The organism is Kitasatospora sp. NPDC051164 (assembly GCF_044455625.1).
Classification (GTDB): domain Bacteria; phylum Actinomycetota; class Actinomycetes; order Streptomycetales; family Streptomycetaceae; genus Kitasatospora.
In genome coordinates this window covers 297,887-315,364 of sequence record NZ_JBITFB010000007.1, presented here as the reverse complement: position 1 = coordinate 315,364, position 17,478 = coordinate 297,887, and the positions used below count along the sequence as shown (strand labels likewise).

Annotated in this window: 13 protein-coding genes, 1 tRNA gene and 3 pseudogenes; 11 read left to right on the top strand and 6 right to left on the bottom strand. The window is 71.8% G+C overall.

Going from position 1 to position 17,478, the window contains the following annotated elements; all coding sequences use genetic code 11:
* The first annotated feature begins 281 nt into the window (after nt 1–281).
* The 4 genes and pseudogenes from ACIBEC_RS13505 to ACIBEC_RS13490 all read left to right on the top strand — a co-directional run bounded on the left by ACIBEC_RS13505 (nt 282) and on the right by ACIBEC_RS13490 (nt 6,166).
* A complete protein-coding gene (locus ACIBEC_RS13505) occupies nt 282–2,507 on the top strand; it encodes a (Fe-S)-binding protein (RefSeq protein WP_360496628.1) in 2,226 nt (741 codons plus the stop codon).
* A gap of 343 nt (nt 2,508–2,850) precedes the next feature.
* A pseudogene (locus ACIBEC_RS13500) lies at nt 2,851–3,915 on the top strand (sugar phosphate nucleotidyltransferase); the annotation flags it as partial.
* A 260-nt stretch (nt 3,916–4,175) separates the two neighbouring features.
* Nucleotides 4,176–5,189, top strand: a complete 1,014-nt coding sequence (locus ACIBEC_RS13495; protein WP_360496625.1) for a Yip1 family protein — start codon at nt 4,176–4,178, stop codon at nt 5,187–5,189.
* 86 nt (nt 5,190–5,275) lie between these two features.
* Nucleotides 5,276–6,166 (top strand): metal-dependent hydrolase, encoded by an 891-nt coding sequence (locus ACIBEC_RS13490; protein WP_360496622.1) that lies wholly within the window; start codon nt 5,276–5,278, stop codon nt 6,164–6,166.
* Nucleotides 6,167–6,259: 93 nt separating this feature from the next.
* On the opposite strand, the gene dcd is transcribed toward ACIBEC_RS13490, so the two are convergent.
* Together dcd and ACIBEC_RS13480 are read right to left on the bottom strand one after the other, a co-directional pair.
* Complete coding sequence (gene dcd, locus ACIBEC_RS13485; RefSeq protein ID WP_360496619.1) at nt 6,260–6,835, bottom strand: dCTP deaminase; 576 nt, start codon at nt 6,833–6,835, stop codon at nt 6,260–6,262.
* A 71-nt stretch (nt 6,836–6,906) separates the two neighbouring features.
* Nucleotides 6,907–7,143 carry a hypothetical protein gene (locus ACIBEC_RS13480; protein WP_360496616.1) on the bottom strand — a complete coding sequence of 79 codons (237 nt, stop codon included), beginning with the start codon at nt 7,141–7,143 and terminating at the stop codon, nt 6,907–6,909.
* A gap of 260 nt (nt 7,144–7,403) precedes the next feature.
* On the opposite strand from ACIBEC_RS13480, the gene ACIBEC_RS13475 reads away from it, so the two are divergent.
* The 6 genes and pseudogenes from ACIBEC_RS13475 (at nt 7,404) to ACIBEC_RS13450 (ending at nt 11,903) form a co-directional block, all read left to right on the top strand.
* Nucleotides 7,404–7,477: transfer RNA gene (locus ACIBEC_RS13475), tRNA-Gly, on the top strand.
* A 140-nt stretch (nt 7,478–7,617) separates the two neighbouring features.
* Nucleotides 7,618–8,358, top strand: a complete 741-nt coding sequence (locus ACIBEC_RS13470; protein WP_360496613.1) for a 3-oxoacyl-ACP reductase family protein — start codon at nt 7,618–7,620, stop codon at nt 8,356–8,358.
* A 267-nt stretch (nt 8,359–8,625) separates the two neighbouring features.
* On the top strand, nt 8,626–9,288 hold the full coding sequence (locus ACIBEC_RS13465; protein WP_360496610.1) for a ScbR family autoregulator-binding transcription factor: 663 nt from the start codon (nt 8,626–8,628) through the stop codon (nt 9,286–9,288).
* A gap of 246 nt (nt 9,289–9,534) precedes the next feature.
* Nucleotides 9,535–9,909, top strand: a pseudogene (locus ACIBEC_RS13460) (MerR family transcriptional regulator); the annotation flags it as partial.
* Between the two features lie 382 nt (nt 9,910–10,291).
* A complete protein-coding gene (locus ACIBEC_RS13455) occupies nt 10,292–10,681 on the top strand; it encodes an ACT domain-containing protein (RefSeq protein ID WP_360496607.1) in 390 nt (129 codons plus the stop codon).
* 101 nt (nt 10,682–10,782) lie between these two features.
* Nucleotides 10,783–11,903, top strand: a pseudogene (locus ACIBEC_RS13450) (M20 family metallopeptidase).
* 52 nt (nt 11,904–11,955) lie between these two features.
* Here the strand turns inward: ACIBEC_RS13450 and ACIBEC_RS13445 are convergent.
* On the bottom strand, nt 11,956–13,071 hold the full coding sequence (locus tag ACIBEC_RS13445) for a nucleotide disphospho-sugar-binding domain-containing protein (RefSeq protein WP_360496604.1): 1,116 nt from the start codon (nt 13,069–13,071) through the stop codon (nt 11,956–11,958).
* Nucleotides 13,072–13,275: 204 nt separating this feature from the next.
* Nucleotides 13,276–14,058 carry an alpha/beta hydrolase gene (locus ACIBEC_RS13440; protein WP_360496601.1) on the bottom strand — a complete coding sequence of 261 codons (783 nt, stop codon included), beginning with the start codon at nt 14,056–14,058 and terminating at the stop codon, nt 13,276–13,278.
* A 321-nt stretch (nt 14,059–14,379) separates the two neighbouring features.
* Between ACIBEC_RS13440 and ACIBEC_RS13435 the strand changes: the two genes are divergently transcribed.
* A complete protein-coding gene (locus ACIBEC_RS13435) occupies nt 14,380–14,859 on the top strand; it encodes a hypothetical protein (protein WP_360496598.1) in 480 nt (159 codons plus the stop codon).
* Nucleotides 14,860–15,396: 537 nt separating this feature from the next.
* Here ACIBEC_RS13435 and ACIBEC_RS13430 read toward each other — a convergent pair.
* A complete protein-coding gene (locus ACIBEC_RS13430) occupies nt 15,397–16,044 on the bottom strand; it encodes a response regulator transcription factor (RefSeq protein WP_360496595.1) in 648 nt (215 codons plus the stop codon).
* 17 nt (nt 16,045–16,061) lie between these two features.
* Entirely contained in the window at nt 16,062–17,375 is a 1,314-nt protein-coding gene (locus ACIBEC_RS13425) for a sensor histidine kinase (protein WP_396287921.1), read from the bottom strand.
* Between the last annotated feature and the right edge of the window lie 103 nt (nt 17,376–17,478).

Sequence of the window (17,478 nt, the reverse complement as noted above, 5' to 3'; positions counted from 1 at the left end):
TCAAGGATGCATGACTCGACGGGCAGCGTCAACAGCCATGAGTGGAAGCCGCTCAACTTTGCTGAGCGGGATTGTGGAGCGGGGCCGGTGCGGTGCGGATTCGGCGCGGTGCCGGTGCGGTCACGTGACTGCCGCCATAGCTTGGGAACCTTCTGGAGAACTGTTGGCGACCGGTATTGTCCGGGCCGTCGGCCCGGCAAGTTACCGACCAGTACACTCAGTCGAAGTCCGCAGAACCGCAGAGCCTGCTCAACCGCAAAGCCGCAGGAGACGGAGAGCCGATGCAGCTAGCAGCGATCGTCATCTCGCTGGTCACATTCGTGATCGGCACCGCGCTCGCCCTTCGTGCGGCGTGGCACATCTTCAAGGTGGTGCTGACCGGCGCGCCGGACACCACCCGCTTCGGGAAGCCCGCCCAGCGCGTGAAGACCGTCGCGGTCGAGTTCATCGGCCACACCAGGATGAACCGCTGGGGGATCGTGGGCATCGCCCACTGGTTCGTCGCCGTCGGCTTCTTCAGCCTGGTGCTGACCATCGTCAACGCCATGGGCCAGCTCTTCGACGCCGAGTTCGAGCTGCCGATCATCGGTCACTGGATGATCTGGCAGCTGTTCGTCGAACTCGTCGGCACCCTGACCACGCTGGGCATCGCGACCCTGATCGTGATCCGGCTGATGAGCCTGCCGTCCAGGTCGGGCCGCAAGTCCCGGTTCGCCGGCTCGATCGCCTGGCAGGCCTTCTACGTCGAGTACACGATCCTCGGCATCGGCCTCTGCATCCTGATGCTGCGCGCCCTGGAGGGCGCCCTCAACGGCGTCGACTCGTACGGCCCGGCGCACCTGGTCTCGTACCCGATCGTCTCCGCGCTCAGCGGGCTCTCGCACGGCACGCTGGAGAACCTGGTCTGGCTGTTCGCGATGCTGAAGATCTGCATCTCGTTCGCGTGGGCCATCACCATCGGCATCAACCCCTCGATGGGCGTGGCCTGGCACCGGTTCCTGGGCTTCTTCAACATCTACTTCAAGCGCGCGGAGGACGGCGGCACCGCGCTCGGCGAGCTCCGTCCGATGACCAGCAAGGGTCAGCCGATCGACTTCGAGGACCCGGCCGAGGACGCCGTCTTCGGCGTCTCCCAGGTCGAGCACTTCTCCTGGAAGGGCATCCTCGACTTCTCCACCTGCACCGAGTGCGGCCGCTGCCAGTCGCAGTGCCCGGCCTGGAACACCGGAAAACCGCTCTCCCCGAAGCTGCTGATCATGAGCCTGCGCGAGCACGCCTACGGCAAGGCGCCGTACCTGCTGGCCGGCGGCGGCAAGGACATGGAGGGCAACGAGCAGGCCACCTCCGAGCAGCTCAAGGACGTCCCGGCGGCCGCGCTGGCCGAGGCCGAGCGCCCGCTGATCGGCACCGCCGAGGAGAACGGCGTCATCGACCCGGACGTGCTGTGGTCCTGCACCACCTGCGGCGCCTGCGTCGAGCAGTGCCCGGTGGACATCGAGCACATCGACCACATCGTCGACATGCGCCGCTACCAGGTGATGATCGAGAGCAACTTCCCGACCGAGGCCGGGACGATGCTCAAGAACCTGGAGAACAAGGGCAACCCGTGGGGCATGGCCACCAAGGCGCGCCTGGACTGGGTCAAGGAGCTCAAGAAGGAGACCGGCATCGAGGTGCCGGTGATCGGCGAGGACATCGACCCCGCCGAGGTCGAGTACCTCTACTGGGTCGGCTGCGCCGGCGCCCTGGAGGACCGCGCCAAGAAGACCACCAAGGCCTTCGCCGAACTGCTGCACACGGCGGGCGTGAAGTTCGCCATCCTCGGCAAGGAGGAGACCTGCAGCGGTGACTCCCCGCGCCGCCTGGGCAACGAGTTCCTGTTCCAGATGCTCGGCGCGCAGAACGTCGAGACGCTGAACGCCGCGCTGGAGGACGCCCCGACCAAGCGGATCGTGGCCACCTGCCCGCACTGCTTCAACACCATCGCCAACGAGTACCCGCAGCTCGGCGGGCACTTCGAGGTGATCCACCACACCCAGCTGCTGCAGCACCTGATCGACGAGGGCAAGCTCGTCCCGGTCAACCCGGTCGAGGGCCTGATCACCTACCACGACCCCTGCTACCTGGGCCGCCACAACAAGGTCTACAGCCCGCCGCGCGAGATCATGGACAAGGTCCCCGGTCTGCGCCAGCAGGAGATGCACCGCCACAAGGAGCGGGGCTTCTGCTGCGGCGCCGGCGGCGCCCGGATGTGGATGGAGGAGCGCATCGGCAAGCGGATCAACACCGAGCGCGTGGACGAGGCGCTGTCGCTCAACCCGGACATCGTCTCCACCGCCTGCCCGTTCTGCCTGGTGATGCTCTCCGACTCGGTCAACGGCAAGAAGAACGAGGGCGCGGCCAAGGAGCACCTGAAGGTGGTCGACGTGGCCCAGCTGCTGCTCGACTCGGTGAAGGCCACCCCGCCGGCCGAGGCCGAGGAGCAGGCCGCGACGGTGGACGCGTAGCCGTCCGCTGACCGACAGCCCCGCTGTTCGACAGTTCTGCTACAACTGCCCGGCCCGGTGGACGCCGCCAACGCGCCCACCGGGCCGGTCTTTTGGGCCGACACGGCGGCTCCCGGCGACAGCCCGGGCGGGCGGGGAGTGATGTCCGTCGCACAGGCGCCGGACGGGCATTCGGTTGGAAGGAAATACAGTAGGCGCCGGACCGGCTTCGTGCCGGTCGACCCGTTCCGGACACAAGGCCGCACGGGTGCCGACCCGAGCCGGCCGCCCGGGTCGAGAACACCGACGGAGGCATCGGCCCGCCGGGCCGGGCCGCAGAGACACAAGGGGAACAGCGCAGACCATGACCGAGGCGATCATGCTGGTCGGTGGTAAGGGCACGCGACTGCGTCCGCTGACCACCCACACCCCCAAGCCCATGCTGCCGGTGGCAGGCGTCCCGTTCATCGCGCACCAGCTGGCCCGTGCGGCCGCCGCCGGCGTCACCCGCGTCGTGCTGGCCACCTCGTACCTGGCCGAGGTGTTCGAGGACCACTTCCAGGACGGCACCCCGTACGGCATCGAGCTGGTCTACCTGACCGAGCGCGAGCCACTGGGCACCGGCGGGGCCATCCGCAACGCCGCCTCCGGCCTGACCTGCGGCCCCGACGAGCCGGTCCTGGTCTTCAACGGCGACATCCTCTCCGGCGTCGACATCGCCGCCCTGCGTGACGGCCACGTCGCCGCCGGGGCCGACGTCACCCTGCACCTGACCCGGGTCGAGGACCCGCGCGCCTTCGGCCTCGTCCCGACCGACGAGACCGGGCGGGTGCTGGAGTTCCTGGAGAAGCCGGAGACCCCGGAGCAGATCGTCACCGACCAGATCAACGCCGGCTGCTACGTCTTCACCCGCTCCGTGATCGACCGCATCCCGGCCGGCCGCGAGGTGTCCGTCGAGCGCGAGACCTTCCCGGAGCTGCTGGCCACCGGCGCCCTGCTGCGCGGCGTGGTCGACACCTCGTACTGGCTGGACCTCGGCACCCCGGCCGCCTTCGTCCGTGGCTCGGCCGACCTGGTGCTCGGCAAGGTCGACTCCCCGGCCGTCCCCGGCCCGACCGGCGACGCCCTGCTGCTGCCCGGCGCCACCGTCCACCCCGGCGCGGTGCTCAGCGGCGGCACCGTGGTCTCCGCGGACGCGGTGGTCGAGGCCGGCGCGATCGTCGAGGGCAGCGTGATCCTGCCCGGCGCGGTGATCGGCCCGGACACCCTGGTCAAGGACTCGATCGTGGGCGCCTACGCGACCGTCGGCGACCGCTCGGCACTCGACGGCGCGGTGATCGGCGACGGCGCCATCGTGGAGTCGGACAACGAGCTGCCGAACGGCATCCGGATCGCCTGCGGCACCCTGCTGCCGGTCGGCGCCGTCCGCACCACGGCCGGCCCGGGCGGCTGCCCGGCCGGCACCGCCGCCGCGGCGGCGGTGCACGGGCCGTCGGTCACCGTGCAGCGGTAGCTCCGGGTTCCCGGCAGCCCTGTTTCCCGGTGGCTCCGGTTTCCCGGCAGCCCCGCGCTCCGGTTTTCCGGAGCGCCGGGGCGGCTTTCGGCCCCGTTCGTCTCAGCCTCGCTGCAAACCGGCCCCGGCTTCGTTCGGGGCCGACGCGCGTTGGGCCGGACGGGTACCTTCAGAGCGTGGCTGGTAATCGATACGACAGCGGTCAGGGTGCCGACCGTCCGCACGGCGGGTGGTCGGCACCTCCGCCGCCGCCGGCGGGGGCGCCCGGGGGGCACGGGCAGACGGACGGGCCGGAGTACTTCACGGCCCCGCACCCGGGAGCCGCGGGCGGACCCGGGGGGACGGCAGGCGACGGGTACGACCCGTACGCGGCCGACCGGCCGGGAAACACCCGCGCCTTCCCGACGGGCGACCCGTACCCGGGCTCCTGCCCGTACGGGCAGGAGCCGCCGCACCAGGGCTACTACGACCAGGGGCAGTACCCGGACCAGGGACAGCAGCCGCCGTACGGGCAGCCGCCGTACCAGCAGGAGGCGCCGTACGGCCACGGCCCCTACGGCCAGGACCAGCACGGCCAGGACCCCTACGGCCAGGACAACGTCGCCGTCTACCGGGCCGGCGGCCAGTCCGCCCCGCACGTCGCCGGCCCCCGGCCGCACTGGCGCGAGCTGTTCATCGGCCTCTTCCGCAGCCCGACCGCGATGTTCGACCGCACCCGCGACCACCAGGTCTGGCTGCCCGCCCTCACCGTCTCGCTGCTGTACGGCTCGCTCGCGGTGCTCGGCATCGGGCTGACCCACGACGACATCGTCAACTCCACCTTCACCGTGGCGCTGACCGGCATCGTCGCCGCCGCCCTCGGCTTCACCGTGGCCGGCGCGGTCTTCGGCACGGTCACGTACGCGCTGGCCCGGCAGCTGGGCGGCGACGGCCCGTGGAAGTCGACCGTCGGCCTGGCCGCGCTGATCGGCTGGCTGACCGACGCGCCCCGGCTGCTCCTCGACCTGGTGCTGCCCTCCGGCAGCGCCGTCGTCCAGGTCGTCGGCTGGGCGACCTGGGCGCTCTGCGCGTTCCTGCTGGCCGGCATGGTCCGACGGCTGCACGACCTGCCCTGGGGCAAGGCCGCCGCCGCGTCGGCGCTGCAACTGCTCGCCCTGCTGGTGCTGATCAAGCTGCCGACCCTGGGCTGACGGGCGAAGGGCAGAATGGTGGACGGGCCGCGGTCGAGCGCCGGGGCCCGTCCACCCTCGTCGTCCCACGTCCACCGGAGCCAGGCATGACCCTCCCCACCACCCACGTCAGCTTCCCGGCCGGGGCGGTGACCGGCGAGTCCCCGGTGCTCGCGGTGCACCCGCTGGCCGACGGCCGGTACGCCGTCGTGACCGGGGCGACCCCGTTCCACCCGCTCGACCACACCTGGCCCGACCAGCCGGCCGACCTCGGCACCCTCACCGTGGACGGCACCGAGCTGGCCGTGGTCGACTGCCTGACCGGCGCCGTCGGCCCGGCCGACGACGCGCTGCTGGTCGGCGCCGACATCCCGGTCCGGCGCGGCGACGAGGAGTGGTCCTGGCTGGTCCTGCACGTCCTTGCCGCCGACCCCGGCGACATCGTCGGCCGCACCGCCGCGCTCGCCGTCGACGCCGAGCGCCGGGGCGCTCTCAGCGCCTCGCACAGCGGCTGCCACCTGCTCGCGCTCGCCCTCAATGCCGCGCTCGCCCCGCGCTGGCGCAAGGACCCGGGCCGCTCGGACGCCTTCGGCAACCCCGACTTCGACAGCCTCGCCATGGCGAGCTCGGTAATGGACACCCAGGCCAGCACCGACACCTACCGGCTCGGCAAGTCGCTCAAGAAGAAGGGTTTCACGGCGGACGCCACCGAGGAGTTCCCCGCCCTCGCCGACGCCCTGCCCGCCCTCACCGAGGCTGTCAACGCCCGGCTCGCCGCGTGGGTCGCCGCCGACGCCCCGGTCCGCATCGAGGTGCCCGGCCCCGAGCTCACCGCACGCCGCCAGTGGCACTGCGAACTGCCCGAGGGCGGCGCGCAGATCTTCTGCGGCGGCACCCACCTGCACCACCTCGGCGAGCTGGCCGAGCTGCGCACCGAGCTGCGGCTGTCCGAGGACGGCACCGAGCTGATCGCCGTCACCAGCCCCAAGCGGGCCTGAGAAACGCCGCGGGCGGCCACCCCTCGCTGAGGGGTGGCCGCCCGGTTGCGTGCGGCTCCGCTGGGTCCTCGCTGCTGGGTCGTCGCTGCGCGCTCAGACCTTGCTGCGGTGGAAGTTCAGGTACGAGCGGGACGGCGTCGGGCCGCGCTGGCCCTGGTAGCGCGAGCCGTAGCGCGCCGAGCCGTACGGGTGCTCCGACGGCGAGGAGAGACGGAACAGGCAGAGCTGCCCGATCTTCATGCCCGGGTACAGCTTGATCGGCAGCGTCGCGACGTTCGACAGCTCCAGCGTCACATGGCCGCTGAAGCCGGGGTCGATGAAGCCGGCCGTGGAGTGGGTGAGCAGGCCCAGCCGACCCAGGCTCGACTTGCCCTCCAGCCGGGAGGCCACGTCGTCGGGCAGCGAGATGACCTCGTACGTCGAGGCCAGCACGAACTCGCCCGGGTGCAGGATGAACGCCTCGTCCCCGTCCGGCTCGACCAGCCGGGTCAGGTCCGGCTGCTCCTCGGAGGGGTCGATGTGCGGGTACTTGTGGTTCTCGAACACGCGGAAGAAGCGGTCGAGGCGCACGTCGATACTCGACGGCTGGATCATCGCCGGGTCGAACGGGTCGATCGAGACCCGGCCCAGGTCGATTTCGGTCCGGATGTCCTTGTCAGAGAGCAGCACGCTTCGAGGTTACGTGCAAGAAAGGGCCCCGGACGAATCCGCCCGGGGCCCACCTGCCCGTCCGCCTGCCGTCAGGCCAGGAACTCCGCGGCCTCCAGCCGCATCGCCTGCGCCAGTTGCGGCTCCGACAGCTTCCGCACGTCGGCCAGCACCGAACTCCGCAGCCGTCCGCACTGCGGACAGCGGATCAACCGCCCGGGCCCGATCCGGCCGGGACCGAGGTTCTGCATCGGGAACGTGGTGGTGCTGAACAGGTGCCCCTCGGCACAACGAACGACGGCGCGCTGCTCCATCGATCCCCTTCCCATCCCTAACCCAGTACTCACCCGTACTCACACGCCCGGGGGCCGAGCCCCGGGACAGCGTCACATTAGGGGATGTTCCGGACATTCCTCACCGTGGCTCGCCGCCCCGACCCCACCCGCCGGAGCACTCGTACGCGGCCCACACAGTACGCCTCCACCCCCGCCCCCACCCGGCTCCGCCGCACCCCCGGAGCCCCCGTGCAACGGCAGTCACGAATGGGGTACAGTGACACTGGATCGAGCGGTCTCTGACGGCTCATCAGGCGGGCGTAGTTTAATGGTAGAACATGAGCTTCCCAAGCTTAGAGCGCGAGTTCGATTCTCGTCGCCCGCTCCATACCGAAAGCCGCAGGTCATCTGACCTGCGGCTTTCTTGTTGTGCGGTGCGGCCGGCTCCGGGCTTGACCCTCACATCGGTGGGAATGTTCGAGGATCCCGTCAGGACAATCAACGATCCGTCTATCGAAGGAATCATCGATGAGTGACCTGACCGGAAAGGTAGCGCTGGTGACCGGCGGCAGCCGGGGGATCGGCGCGGCGATCGCGAAGCGGCTGGCCGACGCGGGGGCGGCGGTGGCGCTGACCTACGTCCAGGCGGAGGACAAGGCGCGCGAGGTTGCCAAGCAGATTGAGGCGGATGGCGGCCGGGCCCTGGTCATCCAGGCTGATCTGACGCAGCCGACCGCTGCGGCGGACGCCGTGGAGCAGACGGTGCGGGAGCTGGGCCGCATCGACATTCTGGTGAACAACGGCGGCTTCCTCGCCTACGGCCCGCTGGCCGAGGTGACCGCTGAAGAGCTGGACCGCGTGCTCGCCGTGGACGTCAAGTCGGTCTTCCTGGGCGCCCAGGCCGCCGCCAAGCACATGGACCACGGTGGCCGGATCATCAGCGTCGGGTCGTGCTTCAACGGGCGCGTCCCCGGTGCGAACTTCGTCCTGCAGGCGACGGCCAAGACCGCGCTCATCGGTCTGACCAAGGCACTTGCCCGGGAGCTGGGGCCGCGCGGGATCACCGTCACCACCGTGGACCCGGGCCCGATCGACACCGACATGAACCCGGCCGAGGGCGAGAGCGCCGACTTCCAGAACGGCCTCACCGCCCTGGGGCGCTTCGGCGTGGCCGAGGACATCGCTGCCGCGGTGACCTTCCTGGCGGGCCCCGGTGGCCGCTACATCACCGGCACCGGTCTCGCCGTGGACGGCGGGTACACCGCCTGACGGCGAGCCGTCCCCGCCCCCGGAGGGCGGTTGCAACTAGGCTCCCCGGCCGAAGAGTTGAGACGCGAGACATCTCGACTCGACGGCCGGGGAGCCTTGTCGTATGTCGGCGTAGCGCGGACGAGCAGAGCCGTGCGGGTGCCGGTGATGGTCACAAGCACCCCGCGGCGAGAGGTTCGAAGCCCTGGAACGCCTCCTCAACTCGTCTCGGCGGCCCGCAGATAAGATAAAGAAAACTTTTTTTCGTAAAGATTGGCAGGTGATCTCATGACCGGGCGGGTCGTGAAGCAGGAGCGTGCCGAGCGGACCCGGGCCGCTGTGGTGCAGGCGGCGGCGGAGGTGTTCGGGCAGCTCGGCTTTGCCGGCTCGAGCGTGGTGAAGATCGCCGACCGGGCGGGGGTCACGCTCGGCGCCGTGTACTTCCACTTCCGGAACAAGGAGGAGCTGGCCCGGTTCATCGTCTCCGGTCAGCCGGACCTGGTGGTCCCGCCGCAGCTCTCGCAGGGCCTCCAGCGCGCCGTGGACATCACCCTCACCTGGGCCTGTCAGCTGCTCGACAACCCCATTCTGCAGGCCGGCGCCCGGCTGGTGTGGGAGCAGGAGCGGTTTCTCCCTCCGGAGGAGAACTCCCACCGGCAGTGGGCCAAGCTCGTGCTGGAGGACCTTCGCATGGCCCAGGCCAAGCGGGAGTTGAAGACCGGCACGGACATCGAGGCGTTCGCCCGACTGCTGGTCAACGCCTGTACCGGCGCCCAGATGCACTCCTACGTCGAGGCCGGGCACGCGGATCTGCCGCAGCGGGTGGCGGAGATCTGGCGGTGCATGCTGCCGGCGATCGCGGTGCCGAGCACCGTCCGGCGGATCGAGCTGGGCGAGGAGCGGGGGAGGCCGGCCCATGATGCCGCCCCGGTGGCGGCGGCCGGTTCCTGAGTCATTGTTCGGACGGCGCTTCCCGACCGCACCCGGCGGCTGCCGGCAGGGCGTCACCTGCCCCACTGCGACCTGGGTCTCGGCGTAGCCCTGGAAGCGGACCGCCGCCGCGTGGTCCTCCTCGACCGCACAATCAGGCTTCAAAAAAAGAGAACTATTAATTATCTTATGGTGTGAGGCTGTATCAGTGATGCACCCTGGCGGAACTGGCGGAACTGGCAGACGGTGAGACAGGAGGTGGGCCAGATGCGGATCGGAGAGCTGTCCGAGCGCACCGGAACCCCGCGCCGATTACTGCGCTACTACGAGGAGCAGGGGCTGATCGCCCCGGAGCGCTCCGCGAACGGCTACCGGGAGTACGACGAGCGCTGCGTCGACCGCGTCCTGCAGATCCGGGGGCTGCTCGACTCCGGACTGCCGACCCGGATCATCAAGCAGCTTCTTCCGTGCCTGAGCTCCCGGGTGATCCACGTTGCCGGCGCGACCGCGGAGACGATCACGACCCTGGAGCGGGAGCGGGAGCGGATGGGCGAGCGCATCGAGTGCCTGATCCGCAGACACGAAGCCATTTCGGGCTACCTCGATGCCGTACGTCGCGCGCAGCAGCCCACGGCCGCGGCGCCGGTCGCGCGGGAGACGACCGGCGTCGCGGAGTTTCGGCCCTACGGCCTGGTCGCAACGGTCTGGCCGACCTGGACCGGATTGGCCAGCAGGTTTCCGCCCGGACGATTCCGGTGCGTGCCGGATCCGTGCCAGAGCGGGTGGTGAGCGGCGGTCAGCAGCGGTCTGCGCCCGGTGTCCGAAGGGCCGATTGCGGTGGCATCGTTTCAGGTCAGGAGCGCTTTGGGCCCGGAGGTCCAAAGATTCCCGAGCTTGGAGCGCGAGTTCGATTCTCGTCGCCCGCTCCCTACCGAAAGCCGCAGGTCACATGACCTGCGGCTTTCGCGCGTCCGGGGCTGGGGGTGCGGGTCCATGGATGCGCAGGATTTCCTACCATCGGCGGGTGACTACCGCGGCCGCGCAGCATCTGCGCATTCTTCCGGAATCCCTCTGCGTCGAACGTCCGGCCGATGAGGCGTCGGCCCTGGCGTCGCGCTGGGTCTCGCTGATCCGGGCCCCCGAGGGGCTGACCGTGGTGCGCGAGGTGGACGAGCGGGTGGACGGCGCGTCCGTCGAGCGCTGGACGGCGCTGTACAGCGGTGAGAGTGCCCACGCGCTCGACCTGCCGGGCATGTTGTCGTTGCTCATCGCGCCGCTGGCAGCCGTCGGAGTGCCGGTGTTCGTGGCCTCGACGTACGACGCGGACCTGGTGCTGGTGCCTTCGGAGCGGCTCACCGACGCCTTGGCGGCCCTGCGGTCGGCCGGTCACCGCGTGGAGGAGCAAGACGAGTAAGAGGAGTAGGACGAGTAGGGCGAGTAGGACGAATAAGCAGGCGCGCAGGAAGGCAACCCGGTGCGGGTGTGCGGCGGGCCGAACCACACAGACGTTGAAGGATGACGATGCACAGGAGTGCCGCCGTACGCGTGGACGCGATGCTCGAGGACCTGCGAAGGCTCGTCGAGGTCGAGTCCCCGTCCCGCGACCCGGACGCCTGCGGGTCTCCGCCGAGGCCGTCGCGGCGGTGATCGAGAGCCGGCTGGGCGGGCGGGCCGTCCTGGTGGAGAGCGTGGCGGGTCCGCACGTCCACTGGTCGGGCGGCGGCGATCCGCAGGTGCTGGTCCTCGGCCACCACGACACGGTGTTCCCGCTTGGCACGCTCGCCCGGCGTCCCTTCCGGGCGGAAAACGGCCACGCGACCGGACCCGGTGTCTTCGACATGCTCGGCGGTCTCGTGCAGGCCGTCCACGGGCTGGCGGCGCTGGACGATCCGACCGGCGTGGAGATCCTGGTGACCGCCGACGAGGAGGTCGGCTCCGGCGCCTCGCGGGCGCTGATCGAGGAGCGGGCCCGCGCCTGCGGGGCGGTCCTGGTGTTCGAGGGGGCGGCCGAAGGCGGCGCTCTGAAGACCGGTCGCAAGGGGTGCGGCACGTTCGAACTGTCCGTCAGGGGCCGGGCGGCGCATGCCGGGCTGGAGCCCGCCGCCGGCGTCAACGCGCTGGTCGAGGCGGCCCACCAGGTCCTGGACCTGGCGGCGCTGAGCCGACCGGAGGCCGGGACGACGGTGACGCCGACCATCGCGTCGGCGGGGACCACCGACAACGTGGTGCCGGCGGAGGCGACGGTGACCGTCGACGTCCGCGTCGAGACGGCCGGGGAGAAGGAGCGGATCGAGTCCGCGTTCGCGAACCTGCGCCCGCACCTGGACGGGGCCGAGATCGTGGTCCGGGGCGCGGTGGGCCGGCCCCCGATGCCGGAGTCGGCGTCGGAGCAGCTGTTCCGGCTGGCACGCCGACTCGTTCCGGGCCTCTCGGGTACGGCGGTCGGCGGAGGCAGCGACGGCAACTTCACCGCCGCCCTGGGCATACCGACGCTGGACGGTCTGGGCGCGGTCGGCGGGGGCGCCCACGCCGACCACGAGTACGTCGTGGTCGACGCGATGGTGCCGCGGGCGCGCCTGGTGACCGGACTGGTGAACGCGATCCGGGAGGAGTTCGCCCCGGCCGCCCGCGGGTGAGTGACCGTCCGGCCGGGTTCGGCCGTCCGGCCGACCCCGACCGGGCCATGGCTCAGCGGGTGGTGAGGGCTTCGAGGGTGGGGACGAGGGCGGTCGGGGTGGGGAGGGCGGCGTTCTCGGACTGGAGCCGGTGGGCGGCGTCGCGGAGGTCGGGGTCGGTGAGGAGGCGGTCGAGGAGGGCGGTGTCCACGGCGTCGGAGGAGGAGCTCAGGGCGGCGCCGCTCGCGGTGAGCGCCTCGGCGTTGATGAAGTGGTCCGCGCCCTGGGGGAGGAGCAGCTGGGGCAGGCCGGCCTGGAGGGCGGTCAGCATGGTGCCGGAGCCGCCGTGGTGGATCAACGCGTCGGCGCGGCTGAGCAGTTCGTTGAGCGGGACCCAGGGCAGTCCGCGGACGTTGTCGGGCAGGGTGCCGAGCGGGGCGAGGTCGGCGCCGCCGACGGCGAGCAGGAAGTCGGCGTCGACCTCGGCCGCGGCCTCGACCAGGCGGGCGACGGCCCGGACGCCGTCGAGTTCGGCGAGGACGGTGCCCAGGGTGACGGCGATCCGCGGGCGGTCGGCGGTGCGGAGGAACTCGGCCGGGACCATGCCGCCGCCGTTGTAGGGGATGTAGCGCATCGGCAGGCCGTCCGGGTCGCCGCCGAGCGGGCCGATGTTGAGCGCGGTGGCGGGGGCCGGGCCGGCCAGCCCATGCCGCTCGTAGACGTCGGTGAAGTGGGAGGCGAGCAGGCGGCTCATGGGGAGGCCGGGGTTGACCCCGAAGTTGTGGACCACCGACGGGATCTTGAGCAGGGTCGCCACCAGCGGTGCGGCGGCCTGGAAGGAGTCGTGGACGAGCAGGTCGGCGCCCCACTCGGTGGCGGCCTCCAGCAGGCCGTCGACGGTGGGGCGGGAGGCGTGTGCGAAGATCGCGGCCGCCGTGTCGAAGATCTCGTCCTGCGACCTGTCCGGGGTGACGTACTGGATCTTGTTCCCGAGGCGCTCCTCGAACAGCTCCATCAGGCCCCGGCCGTCGCCGATCTCGACGATCGGGAAGCCCGCGCGGCGGAGCTGGTCGAGCGGCTGCCCGCAGGCGAACAGGACCTCGTGCCCGGCGGCGCGCAGCGCCTGGGCGGTCGGCACGAGCGGGAAGAGGTGGCCTGCCGAGGCGGGGCCGGTGAAGAGTATGCGCATGGTCTGCTCCTTGCCGGTGTAACTGACGAAGCAGTCTCACCTTGCAAGTTGACGTTCAGTCAATTTCATTCCGATCACCAGGCGCGGTAATCGGCCTTTTTGAACAGGGACTTGTTACCCGGGCGGCGGTGTGCTCCGACTCCCCGTTCCGCCGCCCGTCGCCGGGTCCCCGTTCCCCGGTGCCGATGGCCCGCCGCCCGCCGCTCATTCGGCGTCGAGGAACTCCCGGACGGTCCTGGTGAACGCCTCGGTCTCCTCGGCGAGCACGATGTGGCCGGTGTCGAACTCGGCGTAGACGCTGCCCGGGAGGGCGGCGTGCAGACGCCGCGCGTTGCGCACCGGGACGGTGGCGTCCTGGGTGCAGCCGATCACCAGGGCCGGGGCCTGGACGTGGGGCAGCAGCGGGGTGAGGTCCAGGCTGAGGTCGAGGGCGATGTGCCGCAGGGTGCCGGGAGTTGGCTGCATGTAGGCGGTGTTGGCCTCGACGGCGGCGCGGCCGATCCGGTCGAGGAAGCCGCCGCTGAAGGCGGTGAGGGTGGCGTAGCCGCCGAAGGCGTCGGGGTGGTCGGCGAGTGACAGCCAGGTGGCCATGGACAGGCGCAGGTACTCGTCCTGTTCGGCGCTGATCCAGCCGGCGGCGGCGACCAGGCGGCGGACCTGGTCGGGGCGCCGGGCGGCGGCCGCGGTGGCGACGACGGCGCCGAGCGAGAAGCCGAAGACGTCGGCGGGGCCGCGGTCGGCGTCGTCGATCACGGCGTTGACCTGGGTGGCGAGGGTCTCCAGGGTGAGCGGGGAGCCGTCGTCCTCGGCGGCCTCGCTGCCGGAGAGGTCGGGCAGCAGCACGGTGTAGCGGTCGGTGAAGGAGTCCAGCAGGCCGTCCCACATGCCGGATCCGGGGCCGGTGCCGTGGACCAGGACGAGGGTGTCGGGGCCGTCGCCGACGACGCGGTAGGGGATGCGGGCGGTGCCGACGGTGATGGTGGGCATGGCGGGAGTCCTTTCTTGGACGGTGGTGCCGCCGGGCTGTTCCCGTTGGCGGCGCGAGAAGTAAACTACACAGTGCAGAGCAGTGATTCAACTGCACCGTGTAGTGCAATTCGAAAGGTGTGGGGATGGTGGGGATGGAACTGCCCGTACCCGTCCACCGTCCAAGCAGTGACGGAATCCCAGCCCGGGTTGATCGCCGGGAGGAGTACGGAGGGCCCTGTGCAGTCAGGTGGTGCCGAACTCAACGTCGGATGCCCGGGCGGCTGCCCCGATGGTGCGCCGGCCGTGCCCGCCTGGCGGTGGTCGAGGCCGGAACCAGGTGTGACGGCCGATCAACTCGATGCCGCCGAGCGCTGCGAGACGCTGCTTCAGGACACCCTGGACGCCATCGACCCGATGCCCGCCTGGCAGGAGGCGGCGCCCCGGTCGGGCGCGCGGCTGCCCCGGCCGGGGCGCGAGTCGGCGGTGCGCTGGTACGTCACCCGGGGGCGCGACATCCTCACCGTCGTCTCGCTGCCCCGGCGGGCGGCGCTGGTGGACGCAGTGGAACGGCACTGGCGGCGGCGCGGCTGGACGATCACCTCGCTGAACACCGACTGGGACCGCCCCGGGGTGGCCGCGACCACCCGGGACGGCTACCGACTGGCGCTCCGCTTCGGGGAGTCGGGCGAGGCCGGGCTGACCGCGAGCTCGCCCGGGGTGGCCCGCTCGGAGCGGCTCCCGGTGCTGTCCGGGGGTGGTGGCCCAAGCTCGGCGCCGCTGCCGTATGTGTGTTGCCCGTACTGGAGCGCGCTGGCGTAGTCGAAGGCCGAGAGGGACCGGGGGAGGCGTGGAGCGAGTCCCCCCGGACTCGCTCCACGCCGCCTCGTCGCGCGGCTTCGGCGCGGCCGCTCCCCCCGACACCCCGGCAGCCTCGCCGTCCCCCCTGGCCACACCCTCCGGCGAGAGCGGTCCGCACAGGCCCCGGCGAGTCCCCACCCCCGGGGACATCGTTGATCTCACGCTAACAAACCGCGTGGTTGGTTTGTCAATAGTGGAATACACGAAACATCCACATTGTGATGACCGGCTCAGGCCGGCCCGAAAGGCTTCGGACCAGGCAGTTGTAGGCCGGTCGGCGTGCCCGGCCGCAGGGCGGCGCACACCGGAACGAGCCGCGCCCCGTGGACGCGATGGCTGGAATCCGACATTCCGAGCATCATGGCAGCACGCAGTGACACCGCGCGAGCGCCCAGCGCAGCCGCCGGGCGGTCGGGGCGGTCGGGGCGGTCGGGGTCTCGGGGTGCTCGGGATGGTTCGGAGTCGGAGACCGGAGACCGGACGAAGGGCCCGGCCGGCTCAGCGCAGCAGCCGGCGCTCCTTGGCCACCGCGACCGCGCCCGCCCGGGTGTCCACGCCCAACTTGTCGTAGATCCGCCCGAGATGCGTTTTCACCGTGGCCTCACTGATGAACAGCGCCCGCGCGATCTCCCGGTTGCCCAGCCCCTGCGCCAGCTGTTCGAGAATGTCCAGCTCGCGCTCGGTGAGCTGCGGCGCGGGCGCCCGCATCTGCGCCATCACCCGGGAGGCGACCGGCGGCGACAGCACCGTCCGGCCCTGCGCGGCCGCGTGCACGGCGGCGAACAGCTCCTCCGGCCGCTCGGCCTTCAACAGGTAGCCGGTGGCGCCGGCGCCGATCGCCCGGGTGATGTCGGCGTCGGTGTCGTACGTGGTGAGCACCAGGACGTGCGGCCCGCCCGGGGCGGCGGTGATTCGCCGGGTGGCCTCCACGCCGTCGATGCCGTCGCCGAGCTGGAGGTCCATCAGCACCACCTGAGGCACCAGCCGGGCGGCCAGCGCGACGGCCTCCTCCCCGGTGCCGGCCTCGCCGACCACCTCGATGTCGCCCGCGCTGGCGAGCAGTGCGAGCAGCCCGGCCCGTACCACCGCGTGGTCGTCGCAGACCAGCAGCCGGACGGGGGCGGTCCGGGCCGGAGCCGTACTCATGCGCCCACTTCGCTCGCTCATCGGTGCTCCAGGGGGATCGCGGCGGAAACGACGGTGCCCTCGCCGGGGGTGCTCTCCACGGTCAGCGTCCCACCCAACTGCCGGAGCCGGGCGCGCATCGCGGGCAGTCCGTACCCGCGACCGCCCCCGGTGCCGGCGGCCTGGGGGTCGAAGCCCAGCCCGTCGTCCGCGATGTCCAGGACGGCCTGGTCGCCGAGGAAGGACAGCGTGATCGCCGCGGCCGACGCCCCGGCGTGCTCGCGGACGTTGGCCAGCGCGCCCTGGGCGATCCGCAGCAGCGCGGACTGCGTGGCGGCGGGCAGCGGCACGGGCGTGCCGTCCAGGTGGAAGCGGACCGGCAGACCGCTCTCGGCGGACTCCCGTGCGGCCAGCGCCCGCAGCGCCCCGTCGAGCGTACGGCCGTCGGCGAGTTCGGCCGGCGCGAGGTCGTGGACGAAGCGGCGGGCCTCGGCCAGGTTCCGGGCGGCCACCTCGGTGGCGGTCCGGACGTGGGTGCGGGCGGTCGCCGGATCGGCCTCCCAGGTGCGGTCGGCGGCCTGCAGCAGCATCTGCTGGCTGGACAGGCCCTGCGCCAGGGTGTCGTGGATCTCCATCGCCAGCCGCTCGCGCTCGGCCAGGGTGCCCTCCCGCCTTTCGGTGGCGGCGAGTTCGCGCCGGGTGCGGACCAGGTCGGCGATCAGCGCGCGCTGCCGGGCGGCCTGCCGGGCCATGAAGAGGAAGACGCCGGTGGCCAGCGCGGCCACCGCGGGCGGCAGCAGGACGAGCGTGGCATCCGCCCCGCCGGGCAGCCGGATCTCGGCGATCACCACCAGCAGGGTCAGGGTGCCCACCAGCGGGATCGCCGCCTTCGCGGGCAGCGCCCGCAGCGCGGTGTAGATCAGCGGGACGGCGCACCAGGCGAAGCTCGGCGCGAGCAGCACCAGCACCACCCAGAGCGTCACCACCAGCCCCAGCGACCACCGGCGGCGCCGGCCCGACGCGGTCGGACGGTGGTGGTCGAGCCAGGAGCCGGCCGGCTGGGCGACGGCCAGGGCGGCGCTCAGCCCGATCACCCAGGGGGCCTGGGCGTTGCCGGAGTGGTGGGTGAGGTAGCGGTTGAGCGAGGCGGCGAGCAGCACGACGAAGGCGGAGTCCAACAGCAGCGCCAGCCGGCCCGCGTCCGGGTCCCCGGCGTCGCGGCCGACCGCGCCGTGCGGGCCGTACAGGCCGTGCGAGCCGACGGCGCCCGGACGGTCGGCGGCTCCGGTGCGACCGGTGCGCCCGATGCGCCCGGTGCCGTGCCGATCGGCGAAGGGGCGGGGCTGTGGCACGGGTGGCTCCTGGTCGAACGGGCGGCGCACGGGTGGCGCACGGGCGGCGGGTCCGCACTGACCTGCACCGATTCCTCGATGGTGACCCGTCCCGCCCGGTCCC

Bases quoted from the DNA above. Each gene is read 5' to 3' on its own strand.
- ACIBEC_RS13470 (WP_360496613.1), top strand. From the start codon at position 7,618: ATGAGTGACCTGACCGGAAAGGTAGCGCTGGTGACCGGCGGCAGCCGG.
- ACIBEC_RS13505 (WP_360496628.1), top strand. From the start codon at position 282: ATGCAGCTAGCAGCGATCGTCATCTCGCTGGTCACATTCGTGATCGGC.
- ACIBEC_RS13465 (WP_360496610.1), top strand. From the start codon at position 8,626: ATGACCGGGCGGGTCGTGAAGCAGGAGCGTGCCGAGCGGACCCGGGCC.
- ACIBEC_RS13480 (WP_360496616.1), bottom strand. From the start codon at position 7,143: ATGGGAAGGGGATCGATGGAGCAGCGCGCCGTCGTTCGTTGTGCCGAG.
- ACIBEC_RS13440 (WP_360496601.1), bottom strand. From the start codon at position 14,058: ATGCCCACCATCACCGTCGGCACCGCCCGCATCCCCTACCGCGTCGTC.
- ACIBEC_RS13445 (WP_360496604.1), bottom strand. From the start codon at position 13,071: ATGCGCATACTCTTCACCGGCCCCGCCTCGGCAGGCCACCTCTTCCCG.
- ACIBEC_RS13430 (WP_360496595.1), bottom strand. From the start codon at position 16,044: ATGAGTACGGCTCCGGCCCGGACCGCCCCCGTCCGGCTGCTGGTCTGC.
- ACIBEC_RS13490 (WP_360496622.1), top strand. From the start codon at position 5,276: ATGACCCTCCCCACCACCCACGTCAGCTTCCCGGCCGGGGCGGTGACC.